The 23,397-nt window shown below is 51.0% G+C and carries 13 protein-coding genes; 6 read left to right on the forward strand and 7 right to left on the reverse strand.

Features of this window, described 5'->3' with window-relative positions:
• Positions 1-53: 53 nt before the first annotated feature.
• From AC1S52_RS07770 to AC1S52_RS07790, 5 genes are all read right to left on the reverse strand, one after another.
• Positions 54-1,760 (reverse strand): thiamine pyrophosphate-binding protein, encoded by a 1,707-nt coding sequence (locus AC1S52_RS07770; RefSeq protein WP_482028452.1) that lies wholly within the window; start codon positions 1,758-1,760, stop codon positions 54-56.
• 17 nt (positions 1,761-1,777) lie between these two features.
• On the reverse strand, positions 1,778-2,611 hold the full coding sequence (locus tag AC1S52_RS07775; protein ID WP_482028453.1) for a type 1 glutamine amidotransferase domain-containing protein: 834 nt from the start codon (positions 2,609-2,611) through the stop codon (positions 1,778-1,780).
• A gap of 30 nt (positions 2,612-2,641) precedes the next feature.
• Positions 2,642-3,322 carry a DJ-1/PfpI family protein gene (locus AC1S52_RS07780; RefSeq protein WP_482028454.1) on the reverse strand — a complete coding sequence of 227 codons (681 nt, stop codon included), beginning with the start codon at positions 3,320-3,322 and terminating at the stop codon, positions 2,642-2,644.
• 15 nt (positions 3,323-3,337) lie between these two features.
• Positions 3,338-5,353: an AGE family epimerase/isomerase gene (locus AC1S52_RS07785; RefSeq protein ID WP_482028455.1), complete on the reverse strand. Its 2,016-nt coding sequence runs from the start codon at positions 5,351-5,353 to the stop codon at positions 3,338-3,340.
• Between the two features lie 1,609 nt (positions 5,354-6,962).
• Positions 6,963-7,652, reverse strand: coding sequence for a hypothetical protein (locus tag AC1S52_RS07790; protein WP_482028456.1), 690 nt, complete (start codon positions 7,650-7,652; stop codon positions 6,963-6,965).
• A gap of 173 nt (positions 7,653-7,825) precedes the next feature.
• On the opposite strand from AC1S52_RS07790, the gene AC1S52_RS07795 reads away from it, so the two are divergent.
• Both AC1S52_RS07795 and AC1S52_RS07800 read left to right on the forward strand, forming a co-directional pair.
• Positions 7,826-8,158, forward strand: a complete 333-nt coding sequence (locus AC1S52_RS07795) for a DUF565 domain-containing protein (RefSeq protein WP_482028457.1) — start codon at positions 7,826-7,828, stop codon at positions 8,156-8,158.
• A 207-nt stretch (positions 8,159-8,365) separates the two neighbouring features.
• Positions 8,366-10,261, forward strand: coding sequence for an aminopeptidase P family protein (locus AC1S52_RS07800; RefSeq protein ID WP_482028458.1), 1,896 nt, complete (start codon positions 8,366-8,368; stop codon positions 10,259-10,261).
• Positions 10,262-10,299: 38 nt separating this feature from the next.
• Here AC1S52_RS07800 and AC1S52_RS07805 read toward each other — a convergent pair whose 3' ends face one another.
• Positions 10,300-11,001 (reverse strand): pentapeptide repeat-containing protein, encoded by a 702-nt coding sequence (locus AC1S52_RS07805; RefSeq protein ID WP_482028459.1) that lies wholly within the window; start codon positions 10,999-11,001, stop codon positions 10,300-10,302.
• Between the two features lie 163 nt (positions 11,002-11,164).
• On the opposite strand from AC1S52_RS07805, the gene queG reads away from it, so the two are divergent.
• The 3 genes from queG (at position 11,165) to AC1S52_RS07820 (ending at position 14,166) form a co-directional block, all read left to right on the forward strand.
• Positions 11,165-12,088: a tRNA epoxyqueuosine(34) reductase QueG gene (gene queG, locus AC1S52_RS07810; RefSeq protein ID WP_482028460.1), complete on the forward strand. Its 924-nt coding sequence runs from the start codon at positions 11,165-11,167 to the stop codon at positions 12,086-12,088.
• Positions 12,089-12,271: 183 nt separating this feature from the next.
• The gene (locus AC1S52_RS07815) at positions 12,272-13,225 is read left to right on the forward strand and encodes a glycosyltransferase family 2 protein (RefSeq protein ID WP_482028461.1); all 954 of its coding nucleotides are present in this window, start codon (positions 12,272-12,274) and stop codon (positions 13,223-13,225) included.
• A gap of 17 nt (positions 13,226-13,242) precedes the next feature.
• On the forward strand, positions 13,243-14,166 hold the full coding sequence (locus AC1S52_RS07820; RefSeq protein WP_482028462.1) for a glycosyltransferase family 2 protein: 924 nt from the start codon (positions 13,243-13,245) through the stop codon (positions 14,164-14,166).
• Between the two features lie 60 nt (positions 14,167-14,226).
• On the opposite strand, the gene AC1S52_RS07825 is transcribed toward AC1S52_RS07820, so the two are convergent.
• Positions 14,227-15,666 (reverse strand): PP2C family protein-serine/threonine phosphatase, encoded by a 1,440-nt coding sequence (locus AC1S52_RS07825; protein WP_482028463.1) that lies wholly within the window; start codon positions 15,664-15,666, stop codon positions 14,227-14,229.
• A 440-nt stretch (positions 15,667-16,106) separates the two neighbouring features.
• Here AC1S52_RS07825 and AC1S52_RS07830 point away from each other — a divergent pair, with 440 nt between their 5' ends.
• Positions 16,107-23,105: a tetratricopeptide repeat protein gene (locus AC1S52_RS07830; RefSeq protein WP_482028464.1), complete on the forward strand. Its 6,999-nt coding sequence runs from the start codon at positions 16,107-16,109 to the stop codon at positions 23,103-23,105.
• Positions 23,106-23,397: the final 292 nt, after the last annotated feature.

Consider the following 23,397-nt stretch of genomic DNA (forward strand, 5'->3'; position numbering starts at 1 on the left):
TGATGATTTGTTCAATAGGTTGGTGACTGGCTGGATTGATAGGTCACAACCTTCTACTGACCGCAGCGAATTCCTACCATCTCTGGCTGCACATCGCCTTCTAAGACCACATCCAGCAGAAACGGACCAGGATGATCCAGGGCTTGGCGAATGGCTGGAGCAATCTCATCCGGGGCTTCAATTCGGAGTGCTGCAACCCCTTGCGATCGCGCTAACTCATCAAACCGGAGTTCGGGTTGGGAGAGGTCAAAACTTAAAGGAAATGGATGATTGGCAATACCCCGTTCTTGCCAGTAGGCAAGCACATTCAATTGCAGCAAGCGGTAGGAGCGGTTGTTGCAGACGATGAATTTCGCTGCGATATTGTGCCGAGCCGCCGACCACAAGGCTTGAATGGTATACATGGCAGCCCCATCCCCCGTCACAGCCACCACAGTTTTGTCTGGATGCGCCAGTTTGGCACCGATCGCCCCCGGAATTCCAACCCCGAGGGAGCCGCCCCGCGTCAGGAAGTAATGTCCTGGTTGGGTGGGCGGCAAATAGCGGGTCAAAGCTGGGGAAGCGGTGAGGGCTTCATCGAAAATGATCGCGTCTTCTGGCAACTGGGCTGCCAGTTCTTCTGCCACCCGTGAGAAGTGGAGAGGAACCTGATCTCGAACTGCCTGATCTGCGGAGCGCTCATACTCCCGTTTAGAGGCTTTGACCGTTACCATTTCCTCAAGTCGTTTTGTAGCCACCGTTCGTTGCTCCGGAGTCAGCATTTCGTCTAGGAGGCTTGCCAATCTAGCCAGCGTCAGCTTCGGATCGCCCACCATACCCAGATCGACAGGGTGATTTTTAGCGATCGCCTCTGTATCCAGATCGACATGAATCACCTGGGCATGGGGAGCAAAGATCGAACCCAGTTCAGGAAATACCTCTGGCAACAGGTAGGTGCCACAGATCAGATTGACATCCCCCTTAGACATCATGGGCAGGCTTTGATAGCCAAACATGTGCCCCGTCGTTCCCTGATACAGGGGGTGACTGTGGCTGATATTCAGCTCACCCGTATCCCCATCCCACACTTCTGCGCCTAACAGTTCAGCCACCCGCGTTAGTTCTGCCTGGGCACCCGAAAATGCCACCCCATCCCCCACAAACAGCATCGGTCGCTGGGCAGATGCCAGCCGGGTTGCCGCAGATCGCAGCAGGGCTTCATCGGGCACCACTCGCGTTGATATAAGGGCACTGGGTTGCACCTCCTCCACAATCTGGGCATCCAGAATATCCAGCGGCAAACACACATAGACCGGACCCATCGGGGGAGTAGTGGCGATCTTGATGGCACGGCGCAGCACCCGCAGCAGCGAAGCTGAATCCATCACCATCGTTGACCACTTGGTAACGGGTGCAGCCATTGCCACCAAATCTCCTGCCATTTGAGCTTCCATTGCCTGGTATTTGATCCCAGCATCGCCTCCAATCACCACCAATGGCGAATGTCCCCGTTTGGCTTGATAGAGTGCTCCAATGGCGTTTCCAAGTCCCGGCGTACTGTGCAATTGCACCAATGTCGGCGTTTGACTGGCACGGGCATAGCCATCGGCGATCATCACTGCCACCGATTCCTGGAGCGTCAAGATGTACTTCAGATTGGGGTAGTTCCCCAAAGCATCCAGAAACCCTTCCTCCGAGGTGCCGGGGTTGCCGAACATGAAATGCATGCCATCGGCTAAAAATTGCTCCAGGATAGCGAAGCGCCCAGTTTGACTGCCCATAGTGCCCCCTTGTTGGACTACCAGCCATACCGCTGGAGTCCGTGTTCTAAGACATCCACAAGTTTTTGACCTGTGAGATAGGAATCAGGTGTGGAACGCCCTGTAATGAAGGGGTAGTCCACAATCACAGAGGTTTCTTTGCCAACGTTGCCGTGAAATTGCCCGTTGGGCGCGGTGGCATCCCGCAGAATGTATTCCAGCGGGTAGGGGGGTGGCCCGATGTTAATATCCCTGCCTGCAAATCCGGTGCCGTCTTTGTAGTCGTATTCCAGGCAGTGTCCGGTTACGTGTTTGCCCGCTAGAATGCTCTTGCGATCGCCCAGATCCCGCGCAAAGGCGAGACAGGCAACCCCGTAGCATTCTGCCGCGATCGGTTTCTCTAGTTGCCGGAAGCTGAGAATCAGATCATGCACCCGTTGGTTGTTGACCAGATCCACCAACGGACCACTGCCGCCCACAATCAAAAGGGCATCGTATTGGGTTAAATCTCGTTCTCGCACCGTATCCAATGCTTTGTAATACGCCTCCATTTCCCGGATGAATTTGGGAGAACTCCAATAGGGACGTTCCGGCAACCAATCCTTCAAGCTTTTAGGATTGTCCAGGCGGGGATTGCCCGGATCGTCGATCGCCTTCACTTTGTCTGCCATTGCTTGGGAAACCACTGTGCGCCCCAGAGGTGGATCCACATAAGTGGAGTCCATGCTGCCAGTCAGCGCCACTGGACGTTTACCAGTGGGCGTGGCGAAGTCAACTGCGTAACCTTTGGCATCAAAGGCTTCCAAAGGACCGATTAATTCTTCGCCCCAAAATCCCCATTCCGATAACACAATCAAAATTTTCCGAGTCATTTCTAACCTCCCGATTGGTCAGTAAGGAAATTACAGCTTCGCTGTTTCTGTTTGGCGTGACATTTGCTCATAGGAAAGCAATGGAATTCCCTGACTTTGCAGAGTAATTTGGTGCGCGATCGCGTCAATAAACGCATTCACATCTTTGCCTGAATGCCCGGTCACAACATCGCCATCAATCACCACATTGGTCGGTGAAGGCACATAAATGGCACCTGCATTGGCAATATCGGCAAGCACCACTTCATGACAGATAATGTGTCGCCCCTTCAGCAGTTCGGGCATCGGCGTTAGAATCCATAGCCCGTGACAGAGAAATCCTTTGACAATGTTGGGGTTCTGCATCGCTCTGGCAAAAAACTGGACTGCTGGAGCCGTTTTCACCTGGTCTGAACTGATTGGCTGTCCGGCAGGTGGCTCAAAATAACGCAGTCGCACACTGGTGTAATTTGCTGCCATAATCACTGCCGCATAGTCATTCACATCCACATCTTGGAAATCAATGCTGACATGAAGCATCTTCAGTTCCTTGCCAACGGCGTCTATGTCACTGACAAAGTGAGCGATCGAATCTCCCCAGAGTCTAGACATGAGATGCACAATGATTCCCAATTCCGCAAAGCGGGTTTGATAAGCCGCAATTTCTTCCGGAATAAACTCCGTTTCTACCAGAACCGCTACCTTCTTTCCTTCGAGTAAATGAGCGGTCATAGCGGTTTACCCTCCTTATTTGCTCACGGGGTTAAATTCCACAACAATTTCTGCTGCCGAGCTAACCCGAAATTCATCCTCACTCAATTCAACTCGGAAGTTGTTGCGATCAATGGTTGTTCGCTCAATGCCATCGACACTGACATGTCTGATTTCCAGAGTGTCGGGCTTGAAGAAATCAGGTAGCACATTGATGGAATGCTGCCGAGAATTGGCATTCGGTTTAAAGTACAAACAGAAGGGCTGTTTCGTCACATAAACACTCATATAGATATGAGTTAAAAAGTTCAACTCAAAGGCGTGATAACCAGAAATCGAATGTCCACCTTTGTCTCGGTGCTCTCCTTCAAGGTCGGGTATCCCAATGTCGGTGACTCGGAAAAAGACCCCTTTCGTGTCAGAGTCTAAGAAGAACAAGTTCCAGAAGGCTTCTGTTTCACGGGCACGCTGCAAATACTCCTGCCGCTGGTCTTCATCCTCACGACTACACCCATACAGAATTAAGTAAGCCAGAATCGCCTGTTCTTGCTGCCAAAAGTCCTTATGATTCCCCCACGGAAACTCAACGCCCATGTCATTAGTCGGATGGCGCTCGACCGCATCAAACACACCACCCCGGTAAAGATCACATCCCACCTTTGCCATATTGGCACCGAGCCGTTCCGCTAACTTCATCAGCTTGTCGGCAAGGCGCAGCGAGCTTTCTTCTTCTTGTTCATCGGAGGTGTGTTCCGCCAAACAATAGTAATAATTAGCAACCCGAGTCAGGTTCCAGGCAATCTTCAGGTTGTGACCAATCACGGCTCGATCCTGTTGCCAGCGCCACTGATGATCTGGTTTCCAGTTCCGATGAAATCGTTCATTCACAAACGGCACTTCTGGATTGGGATCCGGAAACTTCTCCAGAATGATAGTGCTGGTGTTGTGAAGAATTTTTCGGCAGATGTTGACAAACGTGTGCAATTCTTCGTAGCTGTGGGCATGGATCGGCAACGGCTCGATCGCTAACAGCACATTGATCAAATAGGCTGGAATATGATCTCCAATCGAGTTCCAGTTTTTTCTCGCCTGGTTAGGTCCTAAAGCCTCGCTGTCCCACGTCAATGTTACGGGATCCAGGTGAGAGAAATAGTCTCCGTAGGCATCCCTGCCATATTCTGATTCCTTATCACGGAAGAGGTCATTGAAGGTGCGAACCGTTCGCTTAATGTCGTCTAAGACTTCCCAGTCGAGAGTAATACGGTAATACTGCGCCAGTCCCGCCAGGGCGTAAATCTGCTCATAAAGGGGAATCGTGTCTTTGTCGTCCTCGTTCAGCGAACGGATATACAGTTCGTAACTGGTCTCAGTTCTTCGCTTACCAAAAGCCCAAAAACAGTGCTTACCATCATTGGACAGGTAGCGGAAGGTTTCCCGTTGATAGTTCACTCCGGCACGGGCGGCTGAAAGATACCGTTCACATCCCGTGAGCAAGTAGGCAGATGACAGCCCATAAATCAATCGGGAAAGGGTCGCACATTCCTGCAAGTTATCATCGGAGGGCAAGCCAATGATGTTTAATTTGGTTTGGTAAAGCCTGAAATCATCGATTTCGTAGGTTGTCTTATTTGGAAACAAAAAGCCTAACCAGGTATCTGCCAGTCGAGAAATTTGGGCAAGCCACCACATATTATTCTCAAACAGATATTGACCATCCTGGGACTGTAATAAATGAATCCGTCGAGCATTGAAACAGGACTTATCGAGATCTTCCTGGTAAGTTCCTTGTGAAACAATCAAATAGTTGGGACGAATATACCGCGTGATGAATTGCGATGGGCTGCCATCAAACTCTTCAGGAACTGGATAGCGATCGCGATTTATCCCATCCAGATTCTTCAGAAATTGAAACTGAGTTTCTTTACTCACGCGAACGCGGAATTCTGTTCCACTATTAACTTTGATACGAAACTCCGATTTTTCTGGCTGAATTTCAGTTATACGCCCCATTAAGGTTGTATTGAGAGTAAACCGCTTCATTTCCGGTCTCATGTTCTTTTCCTCCTTTCCAATCGCATTTAAGAATGCGTTTAAGCAGATGCAAGGACGTTTCTTTCTCTTAATCGCCTGCCATGACTTGGCTTGACTTTGAATTCTGGAAATGAGCCTGAATCTTTATGCTGTTCTAAGAATGCTTTAAGATTTTGGGGTTGATCATGGAATGACTCATCATTCCAGCGTTCCTTTACGTTATTGCGCAGATCAGAATAATGCTCTTCAACTACTAACTTACGCCAGACAAAGCTTGCCTAGAAAATAGTTTTTTCTAGGGCGTTTCATAACAGTTAAACTCCTCTGTCAGGCAGATTTGCAAGCACCATCGCTTTAAGCATTTCATCTGCTTGAAGACGCAAGCTATTCTCTTCGTGCTAACTGAACAGCAGAATGGTTCAAACCTTGAAAGTTAGTTATCTGAAACTCTTAGAGAATTTTTAACCGTGCCAAAATTCCCCTGGACGATCCTTTGATCTCAGTTCAACCAGGAGCATATTTTAAAATTCGTCACTATCAATCGTTGATGTAAAGAAGTTGATGTTAAGAAGAAGTGAAATCAGCTATCTGTTGACGAATTCTAAGACGCCCTGATTGAACTATCTGAAGTCTTGATCTATAGCAATTCTCAGATTTGTGAGGTACGTTTTTGGTCGTTCTTGGTCATTGGTCATTGGTCATCGGTCACTGGTCATTGGTCGTCCACAAAGGACTAATGACTAATGACTCATAACAAACCACTAGCTTGTACCACATCAGCATGAGAACTGCTGTATATCAAGCTCGTATTTATCCTTTCTGAAATGATTCTAGGGTGAAAATGTGAGAAAGTTGTGAGGATAATTCCAAAAATATAAAGAAATTTTTAGAAGGATAAGTAGGGGAAACTAGCTTTTTGATTTGCCCCCCCTGCGATCCATGAAACTTTTGTTTCCTGACAAAGCTGCGGCGATAAAATTTACACATCGGTTCTACAACTTGTTGGAAAAATACGATGAATTTATTCCTTCCAATTATTTGCCCAAAGCCTTTACAACTGATTGTCTGGATATTAATAAACTCCGTAGATTGATTGGTTACTGGTAGCTAAAACAGCTCTCCCGATCCCTGATTTTTTGAAAAAAAGCGGGAATCACATTTTCTGTAATTCAGAAGTTGTTTGAAAAGGTATGTCCTGTCCGATTCAGCACTTAGCGAAACTTACGCTTCAGTCTACATAGTGCCTTAAGCCCCTACGGGGAGAGTGCATGTCACCTTTGTACCCTCACCCTAAATCCCTCTCCCCAAGGAGAGGGACTTTGAATCCTGCCCCTTCTCCCTGGGGAGAAGAGTTGGGGATGAGGGTAAATCGGGAACTTGCAAAAGTGACATGATCCCCTACGGGGATGCGTCTGTAGCGTAAAAGAAGCCTGGAGCCTTGGCGACTATTAGCAAAGCGTTCCCGCAGGTTTAGGTGCGGCTATGACAGCTTTGCCATCAATGCAGATGAAGCGGCCATCGGTGCCATCAAAGCGGCATGTGAGTATTCTACAACCGCTGACTTGTGCTGTTAGCAGTTCCATCAGCGATCGCAGTATAGTTCCTTACAAACCATTCCTGGTAGCATCTTTTACGGCTGCAAAACCAACTCCCACTCTGCACTCTTAGGGTTCCATTGAGGCAGGGTGGTTTCTCCTACGACATAGGGACCCCAGTAGCGACGGGAGCCGTCCTGGGCAAAGGCAACCAGAATATCGCCTTGCTTGACCTGGAGATTGCGGTTGGGGAGAGACACAATTAAACCCTTGGCTCCGCCTTCCTGGGGGGCAAAATCCCAATGGGCTGGAAGATCGTAGCCAGCTGCGGTTTCAATAGAAGCCGATTGGGATATCTGTGCCAGGAGCGCTACCCGCACGGGATACCCTGTAGGGTTACTGATTCGCAAAACCCCGTGACGAACGGCGGTAACAGAACCCTCTGAAGCAGAAGTTAAGCTCCTTGAACTGGAGCCACCGGAAGCAATGCTGACGCTAGAAGCACTTGTCCCACCTGTAGGGTTAGTCGGTTCTGCCTGGGGTGAAATGGTGGGTGCAGGGGAAGCTGCGGTTGTTGGCAAAGCTGTAATGGGTTCGGGAGTTTTTTGAGCTGACGTGGAAAAACTTTCTGAAGACTGCGTTGGGGACGGGTCAGTCCCTAGCCAGCGATGGGTCAACAACATCACCAGAGAGGCTGCAATCAATACGCCCAAACCACCTAACGCCATCAAAAGACCGACGCGCCTTGAATCGTTGACCTGTCTGCCCCACATGACCTTTGCCACCCGTATTCATATCTCTAGTGATAACAGCCTTTTTGCTGATTTGAAGGAAGAATATTCTGATCCCCATGAAATATATTTTTCTTAAGAAGATAAAATTATGGACGATGATTGCGAATGTCTAAATCAGCGCGGCTTTTGCTAAATTCATTTCAACCACCACCGCTAACTGACCTATGCAAAATACTCGCCTCAATACCGTATTTAGTACCGCTATAGATTGGCTGGTAAGTTGGCTGCGTAACCCCTGGCGGCGTTTATCAGTTTTAATCATTAGTCTGTTATTTGGTAACTTCTTAGGGATCGCCATTTCGTCCGTGTCGGGGCAGCAGGGAACTCAGGATATTGTCTATGCAGTACTGTTGACCGCGATCTGCGAATTAATTAGCTGGGTAACTTACCGCAATAAGCCCGAACTGTCGCGATCGCTATTGATCGAATCGACGAACGCGATCAAAATAGGCTTGACCTACGGGCTATTTCTGGAAGGGTTCAAGTTGGGTTCGTAGCAGGGGTAAAAAGTCAAACGGCAGGATCTAGTGAACCCTCTACAAAAACCGCTATAACTTCAAGTAGCAGAATTTTTTGTGATTAAACCTCACAAACCTAGAAACCCGTGATTTTTCCCAGAAAAAATTTTCAGTTCTCAACTTGGATGAGGTTTAACCTGGTTTATTTTTCTTTTACCCCCGTCACCTTTTACCTCTCTCGACCTGATGTCTCCTACTGACCTGCTACAACCTCAAACGTCTTTTGCAACCACTCGTGCCAAGCTAGAAGATCTGCGATCGCTGCTGACAGCACATCAACTCGATGCCTACCTGATCCCCTCTGCTGATGAACACCTGAACGAATACCTGCCAGAGGCAAAACAGCACCGCATCTGGGCATCCGGGTTTACGGGGTCAAAGGGGGATTTCCTGCTGGGACGAAATCAGGCATGGCTGTTTGTCGATTCTCGGTATTATGAGCAGGCAGAGTTAGAAGTGAATCCTGCTTTGATCCAGATTGCCAAAGTCGGGTTAGAAGGGCATAAAACCTTAGAAGAAGCTCTGGAAAACCTGGGGCGGGAAGCCAACCAAAACAGCAAAGAATATCGGTTGGGGTTTGACCCATTTACGCTGGCAGTTAGTCAGTACCGTGATTTTCAGAAGCGGGTTGAGCCTTGTGGGGTGGTGCTGGTGCCGTTACGCGAAAATTTGGTGGATACGGTGCGATCGCTGCCACTCTGGGCAGAAACCGAACCATTCCCCGTATTTGCCCATTCCAAGCTATTCCATTTGCCTGAAACCTTAACTGGCGAAACGCTAGAGCAGAAGCTAAACCGGGTCAGACAGGAGATGGACAACAAGAATGTTCAGATTTTGCCCGTCACCAAACTCGATCAAATTGCGTGGCTGTTTAATTTGCGGGGTTGGGACGTGTCTTACAACCCTGTGTTTATTGCCTATGCCATCATTACCCGCGAACAAGCATTTTTATGCACCAACCTGAAACGAATTGAGCCTGCAATTCAGAAACGGCTCCAACCCAGCGTTACCCTGATGCCCTATGAAGAGTACGCAGACTGCCTGCGATCGCTCCTCTCCCAATCGGTTCCCTGCCGGGTTCTACTGGACATCAAACGCAGCACAATGGGGACTTACCAGATCCTCAAAGACCACTCCAGCAGACCCAAAATTTTAGAAGCGGATAATCCGATTGAGGGTATGAAAGCCCGCAAAAATGCGGTCGAGTTAGCCCACATGCAGCAGGCAAATCTGAAAGCCAGTCGGGCAAAAGCCCGCACATTGAAGTGGATCTCTAGGCAGCTTGCGAAGGGAACTTCACTCACAGAAGCCGATGTAGCCGTGACAGTGGAACGGTTTTATGCAGCGGAAGAAGGCTTCCAGGGCTTAAGCTTTAACACGATCGCCGGAGTGGGTTCTAACAGTTCCATCGTCCACTACGGCACACCCAACCCAGAGCGCAGGCTTAATCCTGGAGAACTGCTCCTGCTTGATTCTGGCGCTCAATATGCGGCTGGTACGACAGACGACACACGCACCGTCATCATTGGCGATCCTACCCCGGAACAAATTGAGCGTTATACCGAAGTCCTCAAAGCACATATCAACTGTGCCATGCAACGCTTTCCCAAGGGAACGACGGGGGCACAGTTGGATGGCATTACCCGCTCTACCCTGTGGTCTGCTGGTTTAGATTACGGACATGGAACTGGGCATGGTGTGGGGGCATTTCTGAATGTCCACGAAGGACCGAACGGCATCAGCAAACTGGTGCATGAACCCCTGGAACCGGGCATGATCACCAGCATTGAACCGGGATTTTACGAGCCGGGTTGGGGTGGCATTCGGCTCGAAAACCTGTATATGGTCAAAGACCTGACCGAACCTCAAGCAGAAGGGGCTGAACCACCCAAAACCATCTGGTATGGGTTTGAATCGCTGACTTATATTCCGTTCGATAAACGGTTAATTGACCTGAATCGACTCAGCGATCGCCAACGCGAATGGTTGAAGGCATACCATCAAGCAGTGGTGGAGAAACTAACTCCCACCCTGAGTGAAAAAGATGCCGAATGGCTACAACAAGTCTGTGAACTGACGTAATTGGTCATTGGTCATTGGTCATTGGTCATCAGTGGAACTTAGCGAAGTCTATAAATAGAACCATCTGGCATTTTCGCTCCTGTTAGATTTGCCTTGCTCAAATTTGCCCCACTCAAATTTGCCCCACTCAAATTTGCCCCACTCAAATTTGCCCCACTTAAATTTGCTCCACTAAGATTGTCCCCAATCAAGTTAAGCTGATGCAAATCCGGCTCTAAGAGATCAATCAAATCTTGCCTGGTCAACAAGCCTCCAGAAAAAAAGCCATTATTTAGTTTTGTCCTCACAAGAGCAAGGAGATCTGTTTTACTCAGGTTCACTTTGCTCCAATCGACCTCGGAAAAGTCTGCTTTGCTCAAGTCTGCTTTACCCAACTTTACTTCAGCTAAATTTGCGCCGTCAAAATCAGCAGATGATAGATTGGCATAGCTCAAATTCACGAGAGAGAGATTAGCACTTGTCAGATCCTTCCCACTCAGGTCTTTTCCTCGAAGAGACTGGGTTTCTGGACTATCAGATCCTGAACGGGAAACATCAATAACCTTTTTGTCCCCACTGTTTACTCCGCAACTACTAAAGATGGGAAACTTGCACTCAACTTTAGTCGGGGACGAAGCATTATTGCTACTACTAGCCGCATATAAGGCTTTTGGAGCAGAAAATAACCCTGTTAGTAGGATCAGTACAGTGCAGAAAACTAGACAGACCTGCTTTGTCGCCAAACAGTACCTATGCTGCATTTTTGGCTTCTCTCCCCTGCCTTGTAGTTTTAGTATTTCTACAGTATTCCAAAAGCTGATTGAAGATTAAACAGAAATAATAGAGGAGATTAACAAAATTCAGGTGCGTATTAATTCAAAGCCCTCCGAAGCTGATTGGCTTTAGTTTCAGGTTTTGGTAGTTATGGAAATCAGTGCCCAAGTTAAGCAGAAGGCGTTAGAGCTGGGATTTCATAAGGTGGGAATTGCAGGCTTAGACGGTAGTTACGCGCCTGACAACGGCAGATTGCTGTCCTGGCTGGCACAGGGCTATCACGCAGACATGACCTGGATGGAGAATCCAAAGCGTCAGGATATTCGGTTAGTTATGCCAGAAGCGCGATCGCTAATCAGTGTAGCGATCAACTACTACACTGGGGATTCCCGTCCTCAAGGGCAACAGTACGCCAAAATTTCCCGCTACGGTTGGGGGCGAGACTATCACAAAGTCCTGCACAAGCGATTGAAGGCACTGGCAACCTGGCTAGAACAACAGGGCAACGACATTCAAACCCGTTACTACGCTGATACTGGTCCTGTGCAGGATAAAGTCTGGGCAGAGCGGGCAGGCATTGGTTGGATTGCCAAGAACGGCAACCTGATTACGCGAGAGTATGGCTCCTGGGTATTTTTGGGAGAAGTCTTAACCAACCTCTCCCTCACCCCCGATCGCCCCCACACTGCCCACTGTGGCACCTGCACCCGCTGTATCGAAGCCTGTCCCACCCAGGCAATTACCCAACCGTCTGTCATTGACTCGAATCGCTGCATTGCCTATCACACCATTGAAAACCGGGCAGAGGAATTACCGACTGCGATCGCCCCTCACCTGCAAGGGTGGGTGGCAGGCTGCGATATTTGCCAGGATGTGTGCCCCTGGAACCAGCGTTTCGCCAAACCCACCGATACCCATGACTTCCAGCCCGACCCCTGGAAAGTCAACCCCACCCTGGCTGAACTGGCAAACCTATCTGATGAAGACCACACCCACCACTTCACTGGTTCAGCCCTGAAACGAATCAAACCCTGGATGCTGCGCCGGAATGCGCAGGTAGCGAGGAAGGGGTAGAGGGCTTGTTAGTTATTGGTTGTTAGTTGCTAGAAGGGGACTGATTCCCTTGGCTCCAGACCTCCGAGGTTTTTTGAAAACCTCGGAGGTCTAAACCTGACGACTTGATATTTCAACTCAAAACTCTCAACTCCCCATCACCTGCTATACTGCTGACTCAAATACAGGTGAGGCTTCTTTCGGGTGAACGCTCCAGTCCAAAATCTAATTCCTGAGGCTTTCACCGTTGCAGCCTACATCACCGCTTACGAGGATGCTGAGGCACTGAATGCCTGCATTGCCGCTATTCAGACTCAAACCCTTGCGGTTAAGCAAATTCTAATTGTTGATAATTCTGCCCAACCACTGGTTCTCTCTCCAGGCTTTCAAACCAGTGACAGGATCTTGGTCTGGGTCCATCCTGAAAATTTGGGTATTGCGGGTGGTCTGGAGCTTGCATTTAAGTGGGCATTCGAGCAGGGATACGATTTCCTCTGGACCTTTGACCAGGACAGTACGCCTGAGCCAGAATGCCTTGCCCAATTGCTAGAGGCGTATACTCACCTGGCAAAAAAAGGTTGTGATTTGGGGATTATGGCTCCCACCGCGATCGATGCTCGGACAGGGAAAATTGTACAACCCAGTTGGTTTCTGGGCGATCGCTTCCGGGGGTTCCAACCGCCTAATGCCACAGACCCTTACGAATGTGATGCCCCAATCACCTCGGGTTCCCTGGTACAGATGCGGGTGGCAAAGGCAATTCCACCACCAAACCGGGATCTGTTTATAGATGGAATTGACCTGGACTATGGATTGCGCCTACGCAAAGCAGGTTTTCAGAATTTTGTGGTTCCTACTGCCCGGATGGTTCACCGCTTTGGGATGCCGTTTCAGGTGGAATGGTTGGGCTGGAAAAGAGCATTTCAGCTTTATTCGCCGTTGCGGTACTACTATATTTGTCGGAACCAGACCTATCTTGAACTGCATCATGCCAAAGGAATTTACCGAGTTACCTGTTTGCTTCGACGCATCAAATATTTGATTCTGACCATTCTCAAAATTTTGCTGGTTGAATCTGGATCAAAAGTCAGCAAAATCCATGCCTGTACGGTTGGCACCTATCACGGATTAATTGGCAAATTAGGGAAGCTCTGGTAGTAGTGGAAGTTGAACACATGACTGACGATCGCATCCCGCTCGTTTCAATTATTCTGGTCAATTACAACGGCATAGATGTGATTGAACCTTGTTTGCGATCGCTACAAGAATTCCTCCATTCCGTTCCCTACGAAGTCATTATTGTGGATAACTATTCCACAGATGGCAGTGCCGAATTTATTGAGCAACACTTTCCCAAATTTCATCTGATCAAACAATCAGAAAATCGCGGCTTCGGAGCCGGTAATAATGTCGGAGCCAGGATCGCCAGGGGAGAGTTTTTGCTGCTTTTGAATACGGATACTCAACTGATCGGCGACATTCTGTTATCGCTGGTTCTGTTGATGAAAGATCATCCAGAGGTTGGCATCATTGGTCCTAAATTACTCAATCCCGATGGCAGTTTGCAGCTTTCTACTGCCTGGGCAATCAGTTTGAATGGAGAATTTAGAACCCTAAAACTGTTGAAACAATACGAAAATGTTGCCAACCAACCTACTATTCAACAAACCTTTGATCAAACCCATGAAGTGGATGTTGTAGTAGGAGCCGCCTTCTTTATTCGCAAAACCCTATTTGACCGATTGAATGGATTTGATGAAGGGTTTTTCATGTATTTTGAAGAGTCTGATCTGTGCCAGCGTGCCCAAACCCTGGGCTGGAAAATTCTTTACACTCCTGACGTTTCAGTTATTCACATTCGGGGGCATTCCACCGAGCAGATTTCCGATCGCATGATCATCGAATATCGCCGCAGCCAGCTTTGCTACTACTTAAAACATCGCCCCCTATGGGAGCAAATCGGCTTGAGATTCTATCTGCTATTTAAATTTTTAATGGCTGCTCTGCGATCGCCCACCTCAACTCATTGGCAGTTGATTCGGCTGCTATTTGACTTCCACCACTACCCCTTCAAAGTTAATCGGTGCGTATCTGATTGACGCGCTAAAAAAACGCCCCATACACACCCATTCCCCCTCTCTCCCTCTCTCCCCTCCGCCTCACTCCGGCGTTACTCGCATCACAATCAGCGTCATATCATCGGCGTTGCGATCGGTAGTACCTGTAAAAGTTTGTACCCGCTCGAATAAATACTCCAGGATGTCCTGGGGACTATTACAGTGCTGACATGCCCACTGAAATGCCTGAGTCAGGTTTTCTTCATCAAAGCGATCGCCGCTCTGATTAGATGCATCAGTAAAGCCATCGGTGTAGTAAATCAGGGTATCCCCTGCATGGAGATGGATCTGGGCATCTTGATAATGGGTGTCTGCATCCAGCCCAATCAGCATTCCCAACGTATCCAGGCGCTTGATCAATTTGGTCGATGCCTGCCACAGCAGGGGTGGGTTGTGAGCGGCGTTGCTATAGGAAAGAATCCGCGTCTTGGGATCATACTCCGAGTAAAACAGAGTGACAAAGCGGTTGGAGTTTTCCAGATCGGCATACATAACCCGGTTCAGGTGCTGCAAGATCCGTGCTGGGGAGTGACCGTTCAACACCTCTGCCCGCAACATCCCCCGCGTCATGGTCATAATTAACCCGGCGGGCACCCCCTTCCCCATCACATCCCCGATCGCCAAACTCCAACGCCCAGACTCACTGTTACCATCCTTGCGGGTACGCATCTCGTCATAACTGGCAGGGATGAAATCGTAGTAGTCCCCTCCCACCCGATTAGCGGTCTTACAGCGAGCCGCCAGTTCTACCCCCTGAATCGTAGGGCACTGACGGGGCAACAGCCGGAGCTGAATCTCTGCGCCAATCTCTAGCTCACGGTCAAGGCGTTCCTTTTTGCGAAGTTCGACCGTGAGTTCATCATTTTCAATGGCAACGGCAGTCTGGTCTGCCACCAGGCGAACTAACTTCTGGCGGGTTTCTGTCCAGGCATATTGAGGATCGCGACTGAAGACATACAGCCGTCCCCGCTCATTGTTTTTGACCAGAATAGCGGTGCCAAACAGTTGAATATTGTTACCCAGATGATGGCTGACTTGATGATCCAGAGCGGCGATCGCCCCCGGTGGTAGCGTTAGTGCCTCTCCTGGAACTGCGGGAGGTAGGGAAGACGTCACCTGCCGGGTGGCAGCTTCCATCGCCTTACGAATGTCCTGGCACCAGTTACTATCCTGACAGTGCAACCGCTCTAGTCGCACCTGCCCATTGGGCTTAAACAGTAATAATGCTCCCCCATCAGAGTCGGTTACCCGGCTTGCCATCAACGGGATCAACTCCAGAAATTGGTTCAGGTTATTGAAACTTCGGAGGGCAAACCCCAATGAACTCAACAAATCTTGAATTTTGTGCTGCTCCCGATTCAGCCGTGCCACCAGTTCCTTCAAGGCAAACACAGGGGTGATATCAGGAGAAGCACTCCCGCCACCCGTTGGGGTGCGTTCGGTTGGTTGGGATGGCTGTCGAGGCAGGGGCACAGCAGTCATGAGTCAAACATGGTCAGGATGAGGGAAACATACTGAGCTAGGGAGGCAAATTGGGTTGAAACACTGACCAGATAAACAACCTATTGACAAATCAGGAATGAGCCAGAATTTTGCCGACAGGAGGAGTCAAATCAATTTAACCTACTTCAGCCAGAAGTTGACAATTTTTGCAACAGATTCTAGCGAAAGGACGAGAGATTAAAGTATTTCAATTTACCAACTTTAATTGAGGTTCACGGGAAAAACCTATCCAAAAAGCCTGAATCGCCAAAGTTTAATATTGATCCAGGGCATTGCCGATTCTGGGCATGAATTAGAAGTTATATGAAGTGAAACGTTCGGTTGAGCGCCCTTCAGTTTGATGGATTTGAAACGGTGGGTAAAATAGGTCTGCCAGAAAACGCATGACGCTCCACCCCCGAGTCATAAGGTATTCACCGATGATTGCTACCTCTGATAACTTGCAACTTGCCCTGCAACATCAGCGAGAAGGTCGCGCCCACGAAGCTGAACAGGTCTATCGCCACATTCTTGAGCAGCAGCCCGACGCAGTCGATGCGCTCAACCTGTTGGGGGCACTGGTCTATCAGCAGGGCAGGTTTCAGGAAGCGGTTGCTTGCTTTGAACAAGTCCTGACGTTACAACCTGACAATCCCGACTCGTACAACAGCATTGGGGTCGTGCTGAAGGGACAGGGAAAGGCGGAGGAAGCGGTAAGCTACTACCGGCAGGCGCTGGAACTACGCCCTGAGCATCCTGAGGTCCACAACAATCTGGGAAATGCGTTGCGCCAGATGGGGGCAGTGGATGACGCGATCGCCGCCTATGAACAGGCACTTGCCCTCCGAGCTGATTATCCAGAGGCACACAATAATCTGGGAACTGCCCTGAAGGATCAAGGCAAGCTGGAGGAGGCAATTTCCCATCTGCAAACGGCGATCGCCCTCAGACCCAACTACCCAGAGGCGCACTACACCCTGGGATCTACCCTCCAGCGTTGCGGCAGGCTGGAAGAATCGGCTCAGGCTTTTCAGCAGGCATTAGGAATTAAACCGAACTATCCGGAGGTCTATAACAGTCTGGGAAACTTGCTTCAGCAGCAGGGCAGGTTTGAAGAGGCAGTGGTTCAGCATCAGCAGGCGATCGCCCTTAAGCCCAGCTTTCCAGAGGCATACCACAGTCTGGCAAATGCCCTTCAGCAGCAAGGCAAGTTGGAGGAAGCGATTACCCAATATGAGCAGGCACTGACTCTGCGACCCGACTACCCGGAAGCGTGCAGCAACCTGGGAAATGCCCTACAGGAACAGGGCAAGCTGGATCAAGCGATCGCCCAATATCAGCGGGCACTGGAACTGCGCCCCCACTTTGCCGAAGCCCACAGTAATTTAGGAGCCGCCCTCAAGGATCAACGGAAAATTGACGAAGCGATCGCCCACTTTCAGGAGGCGATCGCCCTCCGCCCTGATTATGCGGAAGTGTACAACAACCTGGGCAACCTCTATCAAGAACAGGGCAGAGTCGCAGAGGCAATCACCTGCTATCGGACGGCACTGGAAATCAAACCCGACTTTGCCGAAATCCACAGCAATCTGGGTAATATCCTTCAGCAGGAAGGACAGTTTGAGGAAGCCTTTGAGCACTTCCACACAGCCCTTGAGTTGCAGCCCAACTATGCCGGTGCCTATAACAACCTGGGTATTGCGCTTAGAAATACCGGACAAATTGAGGCGGCGTTTGATGCCTATGAGAAGGCGATCGCGTCTGACCCCAATTTTGTCGAGGCACACTGGAACAAAGCCCTCAATCACTTACTCATCGGCGACTTTCAGCAGGGCTTTGCCGGGTATGAATGGCGGTTTCAGTGGAGCCGCTTCCAGCAACAATCTCCACCTCGCCCCTATACCCAACCCCGCTGGGACGGCTCATCCCTGGCAGGCAAAACTATTTTCCTCTATGCCGAGCAGGGCATGGGCGATACGATCCAGTTCATCCGCTATGTAGCCCTGGTTAGCCAGCGAGGCGGACGAGTCATGGTCGAGTGCCATCCACCCCTGGTTGACCTGCTCAGAACCGTTTCCGGCATTGCTCAGATCATCCCCTACGGTAGCCCCCTTCCGCCCTTCGATGTTCATGCTTCCCTGATGAGCCTACCCTACATCCTGGGCACCACCCTGGAAACCATTCCCGCCTCTATTGCTTACCTGAATGCCCCCAGGGAAACCTCTCCCCCTCTCTCCCCCTCTCCCCACCTCCCCCCTGCCTCCCTCAAAGTCGGCATCGTCTGGTCCGGCAATCCCGAAAACCCCTACAACCGCGCCCGCACCGTCCCCCTGGAAGGGTTACTACCCCTGGCAGACATTCCTGGCGTTCATCTTTACAGCCTGCAAAAAGAACCCCCGACTGAGGATATCCAGCAGCTTCAAACACACCCGGAGATTCAGGATCTGCGCGGTTCCCTGACCAGCTTCGTTGCCACCGCCTCAATCATTAACCAGCTTGACCTGGTGATTTCAGTCGATACTGCTGTGACCCACCTGGCAGGCGCTTCAGGTAAACCCGTGTGGCTGCTGCTCCCCTTTGCCCCCGACTGGCGCTGGATGCTGGAACGGGAAGATAGCCCCTGGTATCCCACCATTCGCCTGTTTCGCCAACCCTCCTTTGGAAATTGGGAAAGTGTGCTGGTCAGGGTAAGAGAGGAATTGGAGAAAGAAGTAGGGTACCGGAGAGGTGCAGAGGGGCAGAGGAGCGAAGGGGCAGAGGAGCCGAGGGGCAGAGGGGCAGAGGGGCAAAGGAGCGGAGGAGCGCTACCACACCCTTCCCAAGGGACGGTTCCTGCTTTGCTTATGGATGCAATCTCTGTAGCACTCAACCCCCAACCCCCAACCCCCAACCTCCAACGACCGATTCCCGAAAACCTTAAAACCGCTATTCAGCATCAACAAACGGGACGATTGCGGGAGGCAGAGCAGGTTTGTCTCCAGATTCTTCAGCAGCAGGAGCACCCAGAGGTCTGGCATTTGCTGGGGTTGATCGCCCACCGGGAACGCAAATATGAGGAGGCGATCGCCCATTACCGCAAGGTACTGACCGCTGACCCAAACCACCAGGACGTTTGCAATAACCTGGCGGTGGCGTTTCACGAACAGGGCAGGCTAGAGGAGGCGATCGCTTACTACCAGCAGGCACTACAACTGAAGCCGGACTACGCCGATGCCCACAACAACTATGCCAATGCGTTGCGGACTAAGGGGCAGGTCGAGGAGGCTATTCACCATTACCGCATGGCGATCGCTTACAATCCCAGGTACGCGGATGCTTACAACAACCTGGGGCTTGCCCTCTACGCCCAGGGAGAATTTGCCCAGGCGGCTGACTGCTACCGGCAAGCAGTTGCCCTCCGTCCTCACTTTGCCCAGGCACACAACCATCTTGGCAATGCCCTGAAAGAACTGGGTGACTTCCAGCAGGCGGCTGACCATTATCGGCAGGCGATCGCCCTCAAACCCGACTACGCCAAGGCATACAACAACTGGGGCAATATTTTTCGGGATGAAGGGGATTTGCAAACGGCGATTCAGCACTACGACCGGGCGATCGCGATCGAGCCAGAGTTTGCCGAAGCCCACTGGAACAAAGCCCTTACCCTGCTGATTGGGGGTGATTTTGGCGCTGGATTTGCTGAATATGAGTGGCGCTGGCGGGTAAATCTACCCTCTTTCCACCCAATGCGCCCCCTGCCTGCTCCCCTGTGGGACGGCTCACCCCTGAATGGCAAAACCATCTTCCTCCATGCCGAGCAGGGCATGGGCGACATGATTCAATTTGTCCGTTACACCGCCCTGATCGCCGAACAGGGTGGACGCATTATCCTGGAATGCCATCCACCGCTGGTCGATCTCCTCAAAGGCATTCCCCATATCCAGCAGGTGATTCCCTATGGTAGTCCGCCGCCCCCCTTCGATGTCCACGCTCCTCTGATGAGTCTGGCGCATATCCTGGGCACCACCCTGGAAACCGTTCCCGCTCCCATCCCCTATCTGACCCTCCCCGCCGGAATTAATTTACCCCTCCCTCCCTCCCCTTCTCCCCTCCTCCCCCCCTCTCCCCTCAACATCGGCATCGTTTGGTCTGGTAATCCTGAAAATCCCTACAACCGCACCCGTGCTGTGCCCCTGGATCTACTGCTCTCCCTGGCAGAAATCCCCAATATTCGCCTCTTCAGTTTGCAGAAGGATCTACCCCCTGGGGATCAGGAGACTCTGGCATCCCATCCTCAGGTCTGCGATCTCAGGCAGCAATTGACCGATTTCGTTCAGACTGCTGCTCTGATTAACCAGCTTGATCTGGTGATTTCCATTGACACCGCAGTTACCCATCTGGCAGGGGCACTGGGTCAGCGAGTCTGGTTGCTGCTGCCCTATGCCCCCGACTGGCGCTGGATGCTGGAGCGGCAGGATAGCCCCTGGTATCCCACAATGCAAGTGTTTCGTCAGACATCTCCGGGCGACTGGGCAGGGGTGATTGAGCAAGTCAGGCAGGCGTTAGGCGTGGAGCCAGAAAACAGGCAGGTTATCCAGTCAGCCAACCGTAGCCTGGTTGCCAGCAGTCAGCCGCCAGGAGCAGGACTATCGTTCCAAGGGACGGGATTTGGTGAGGGGGAACCCAACCAGCCCCGGAAAACCAAGAAAGCCAGGAAGAAATCGACCACCCCAGCCATTGCAGCCGTTTCCCAGCCAGTCACCCAACCTCCAAAACCCGAAACCGCTTTTCCCCATCAGTCACTTGAAACGGCTCTCCAGCAATACAACAGCGGTAATTTGGCTGAGGCTGAACGGGTTTGCCGCCAAGTTTTGTCAGTGCAACCTGGACAGGTAGAAACCCAGCACTTTCTGGCAGTCATCCTGTGTCGGAGTGGAAAAATTGAGTCCGCGATCGCCCAGTTCCAGCAAGTCCTTCAGCAGGATCCCAATTTTGCCGATGCCTGGTGCAATCTGGGCAGTGCCCTGCGGGAACAGGGGAAACCGGAAGCCGCCATTGTCCACTATCGACAAGCGATAGCCCTCAACCCTGACCATGCGGATGCCCAATACAATCTGGGCAGTGTGCTGCAAGAACAGGATCAGTTAGAGGAAGCCCTGATCCACTGCCAGCGTGCTGTCGCCCTCAGACCTGACTTTGCAGATGCCCACTACAGTCTGGGATTTGTACAGCGTCGATTAGCCCACCTGGAGGCGGCGATCGCCAGTTATCGTCAAGCCGTTCAGTTGGCTCCCCAGTACCCGGAGGCGCACAAGAATTTGGGCCATGCCCTGCTGCTGAAAGGTGACCTGGTAAACGGTTTTGCCGAATACGAATGGCGCTGGCGACAAAAAAACTGGTCATCCCGCCCCTTTGCCCAGCCCCTGTGGGATGGTTCCTCCCTGGATGGCAAAACCATCCTCCTCCATGCCGAACAGGGAATGGGAGACACTATCCAGTTCATTCGCTACGCTCCCATCGTCAAAGCCCGTGGGGGAAAAGTTCTGGTGGAATGTCAGCCACTCCTCCAGCGGTTGCTGCAAACGGTGGTTGGTATTGATCAACTCATTACTCAGGGTTCTCCCCTGCCACCTTTCGATACCCATGCTCCCCTGTTGAGCCTGCCCCATATCCTGGACACTACCTTAGAAACCATTCCCACTGCTATTCCCTACCTGAATGTCCCCAGGGAAAGCTCTCCCCCTCTCTTCCCTTCCCCTCTCAAAGTCGGTATCGTCTGGACGGGCAACCCTGACCACAAAAATAATCGTTACCGCTCCTGCAAACTGGAGTACTTTCAGTCCCTGACAAATCTGCCGGGAGTTCGCTTTTACAGCCTTCAGAAAGGGGATGCCGCCGCTGAGTTGCAGACAAATCCCCACCCCTCAATTGAGGATATTAGCGTCCGTCTAGAAGATTTTGCCGATACGGCAGCGGCGATCGCCCAGCTTGATTTGATTATCAGTGTTGATACGGCGGTGGCACATTTGGCGGGAGCGCTGGGTAAACCCGTCTGGTTGCTGCTGTCCTATTCTCCCGATTGGCGCTGGATGCTGGAACGCCAGGATAGCCCCTGGTATCCCACCCTGCGTCTGTTTCGTCAGAGCCAGCCAGGGGACTGGCGGAGTGTGTTTGAGCAAGTGCAGACAGCCTTGAAGCAGAAGGTTGGGGCGGAGGAATGGAAGAGTGGAGGGGCGGAGGATCAGGGGGGCAGAGGGGCAGAGGAATCTTTAGCCGTTGGGGAGACGGGGACGCGGGGATGGGGGGACGCGGAGAGGGGGCAGAAAACTCAGGTTGATATCGGCTGGAATCTTGATTTGGTATCGGATCAGGGGATTTATGGGGTTTATCTGACGCTTCAGCTTTTGAAGAACTCCCGCTTGCGTCCGGTTGTGAATGGCTCTGTGGATGAATTACTACCATCCCTGTATCAGGCACTCTTACGACCGGCTCTGGTTTCACCTGCGGCTCAGAATGACTCTAAGCCAGCTAATCGATGGATTGTCAGTTTATTAGGAGAAGCCTTTACAACTGCCCAGGCTCTAGAGCGGTTGGAGCATACCCGGTATATTGGCTTGGGCTGTTCAGTCAATTGTCTTACATCTGACGCGATCGCCTTCGCTCGTAATTGCGCCAGGCTCCTGACGGGTTGCACCTGGATGACGGAACGGCTCAAAAGTCATGGACTGAATCCGATCCAGATCGCTATGCAGGGGCTTGATCTGACGCTATTTTACCCAGGGTTGAAGGCGAATCTGTTTGGCGATCGCTTCGTCATCTTTTCTGGTGGCGAACTGACCTACAGCGGCGGACAGGATATTGTCATTGCTGCGTTCAAAGCATTCCACAGTCGCCATCCAGAAGCCCTTCTGGTGACTGCATGGCATCCCGGCAGCTTAAAAGAATTGAAGCAATCTGGCAATGTCACAGGTTTACCCGCTGTTGCCCAGAACGGGCAACTACAGTTAGGTGAGTGGTTACTCAGCAACGGATTATCACCAGAGTCCTTTTTGAATTTGGGTGCTGTACCCTACCCTCAACTTGGTCAGGTTCTCCGAGAAGTTGATGCCGCTGTCTTTCCCAACCGTTGTGAAGTCGGCACGAATCAGATCGCGATCGCCAGCCTCGCCTGTGGAATTCCCACTCTCCTATCTGCCAACACCGGCAACCTGGACTTAATCCGCCATAACCTTGGCTATCCCCTCCAATCCCAGCGTTCTGTCAAATCGGCTGACCCAGCTTGTAATGTGGAGGGTTGGGGGGAATCAGATATTGAAGAAGTCGTTGAAACTCTGGAGCGGATCTACACCAACCACCAGGAAGCCACTTACCGGAGTAGTGCCAGTGCCGACTTTATCAAAGACTGGATCTGGGAAAGGCAAATTCAGTCTTTCATGGCGGTTGTTTCTGGCTTTTTCTAAGCTAATGAAATGGTGAATGTAATCACTCCGAAAACTGTGTGAGCGATTTAATCGCATAACTAGCAATAAACGGGCGAGGGTAGCCGGGTTGGTACCCCTTCTCCTTTTATGGGAGAAGGGGTTAGGGGATGAGGGTCTTCAGTTTAATTTCACTCACCTACTTACCAGTCAATCTAACTTTACCGAATGCTCAAACTTAGTTTATAGCGTTTCCTTTCTGAGTCAGGTACATCACATCTGTTTGACTCAAGGATTCTACGGCTATCCATGTACCTCACTGGATTCAAAAACG

This window comes from Kovacikia sp. CALU 1929 (assembly GCF_056784235.1).

What these genes read in the sequence shown, in the direction of transcription:
- AC1S52_RS07770 (WP_482028452.1), bottom strand. Translation starts at nt 1,760, where the DNA reads ATGGGCAGTCAAACTGGGCGCTTCGCTATCCTGGAGCAATTTTTAGCC.
- AC1S52_RS07775 (WP_482028453.1), bottom strand. Translation starts at nt 2,611, where the DNA reads ATGACTCGGAAAATTTTGATTGTGTTATCGGAATGGGGATTTTGGGGC.
- AC1S52_RS07780 (WP_482028454.1), bottom strand. Translation starts at nt 3,322, where the DNA reads ATGACCGCTCATTTACTCGAAGGAAAGAAGGTAGCGGTTCTGGTAGAA.
- AC1S52_RS07785 (WP_482028455.1), bottom strand. Translation starts at nt 5,353, where the DNA reads ATGAGACCGGAAATGAAGCGGTTTACTCTCAATACAACCTTAATGGGG.
- AC1S52_RS07795 (WP_482028457.1), top strand. Translation starts at nt 7,826, where the DNA reads ATGCAAAATACTCGCCTCAATACCGTATTTAGTACCGCTATAGATTGG.
- AC1S52_RS07800 (WP_482028458.1), top strand. Translation starts at nt 8,366, where the DNA reads ATGTCTCCTACTGACCTGCTACAACCTCAAACGTCTTTTGCAACCACT.
- AC1S52_RS07805 (WP_482028459.1), bottom strand. Translation starts at nt 11,001, where the DNA reads ATGCAGCATAGGTACTGTTTGGCGACAAAGCAGGTCTGTCTAGTTTTC.
- queG (WP_482028460.1), top strand. Translation starts at nt 11,165, where the DNA reads ATGGAAATCAGTGCCCAAGTTAAGCAGAAGGCGTTAGAGCTGGGATTT.
- AC1S52_RS07820 (WP_482028462.1), top strand. Translation starts at nt 13,243, where the DNA reads ATGACTGACGATCGCATCCCGCTCGTTTCAATTATTCTGGTCAATTAC.
- AC1S52_RS07825 (WP_482028463.1), bottom strand. Translation starts at nt 15,666, where the DNA reads ATGACTGCTGTGCCCCTGCCTCGACAGCCATCCCAACCAACCGAACGC.
- AC1S52_RS07830 (WP_482028464.1), top strand. Translation starts at nt 16,107, where the DNA reads ATGATTGCTACCTCTGATAACTTGCAACTTGCCCTGCAACATCAGCGA.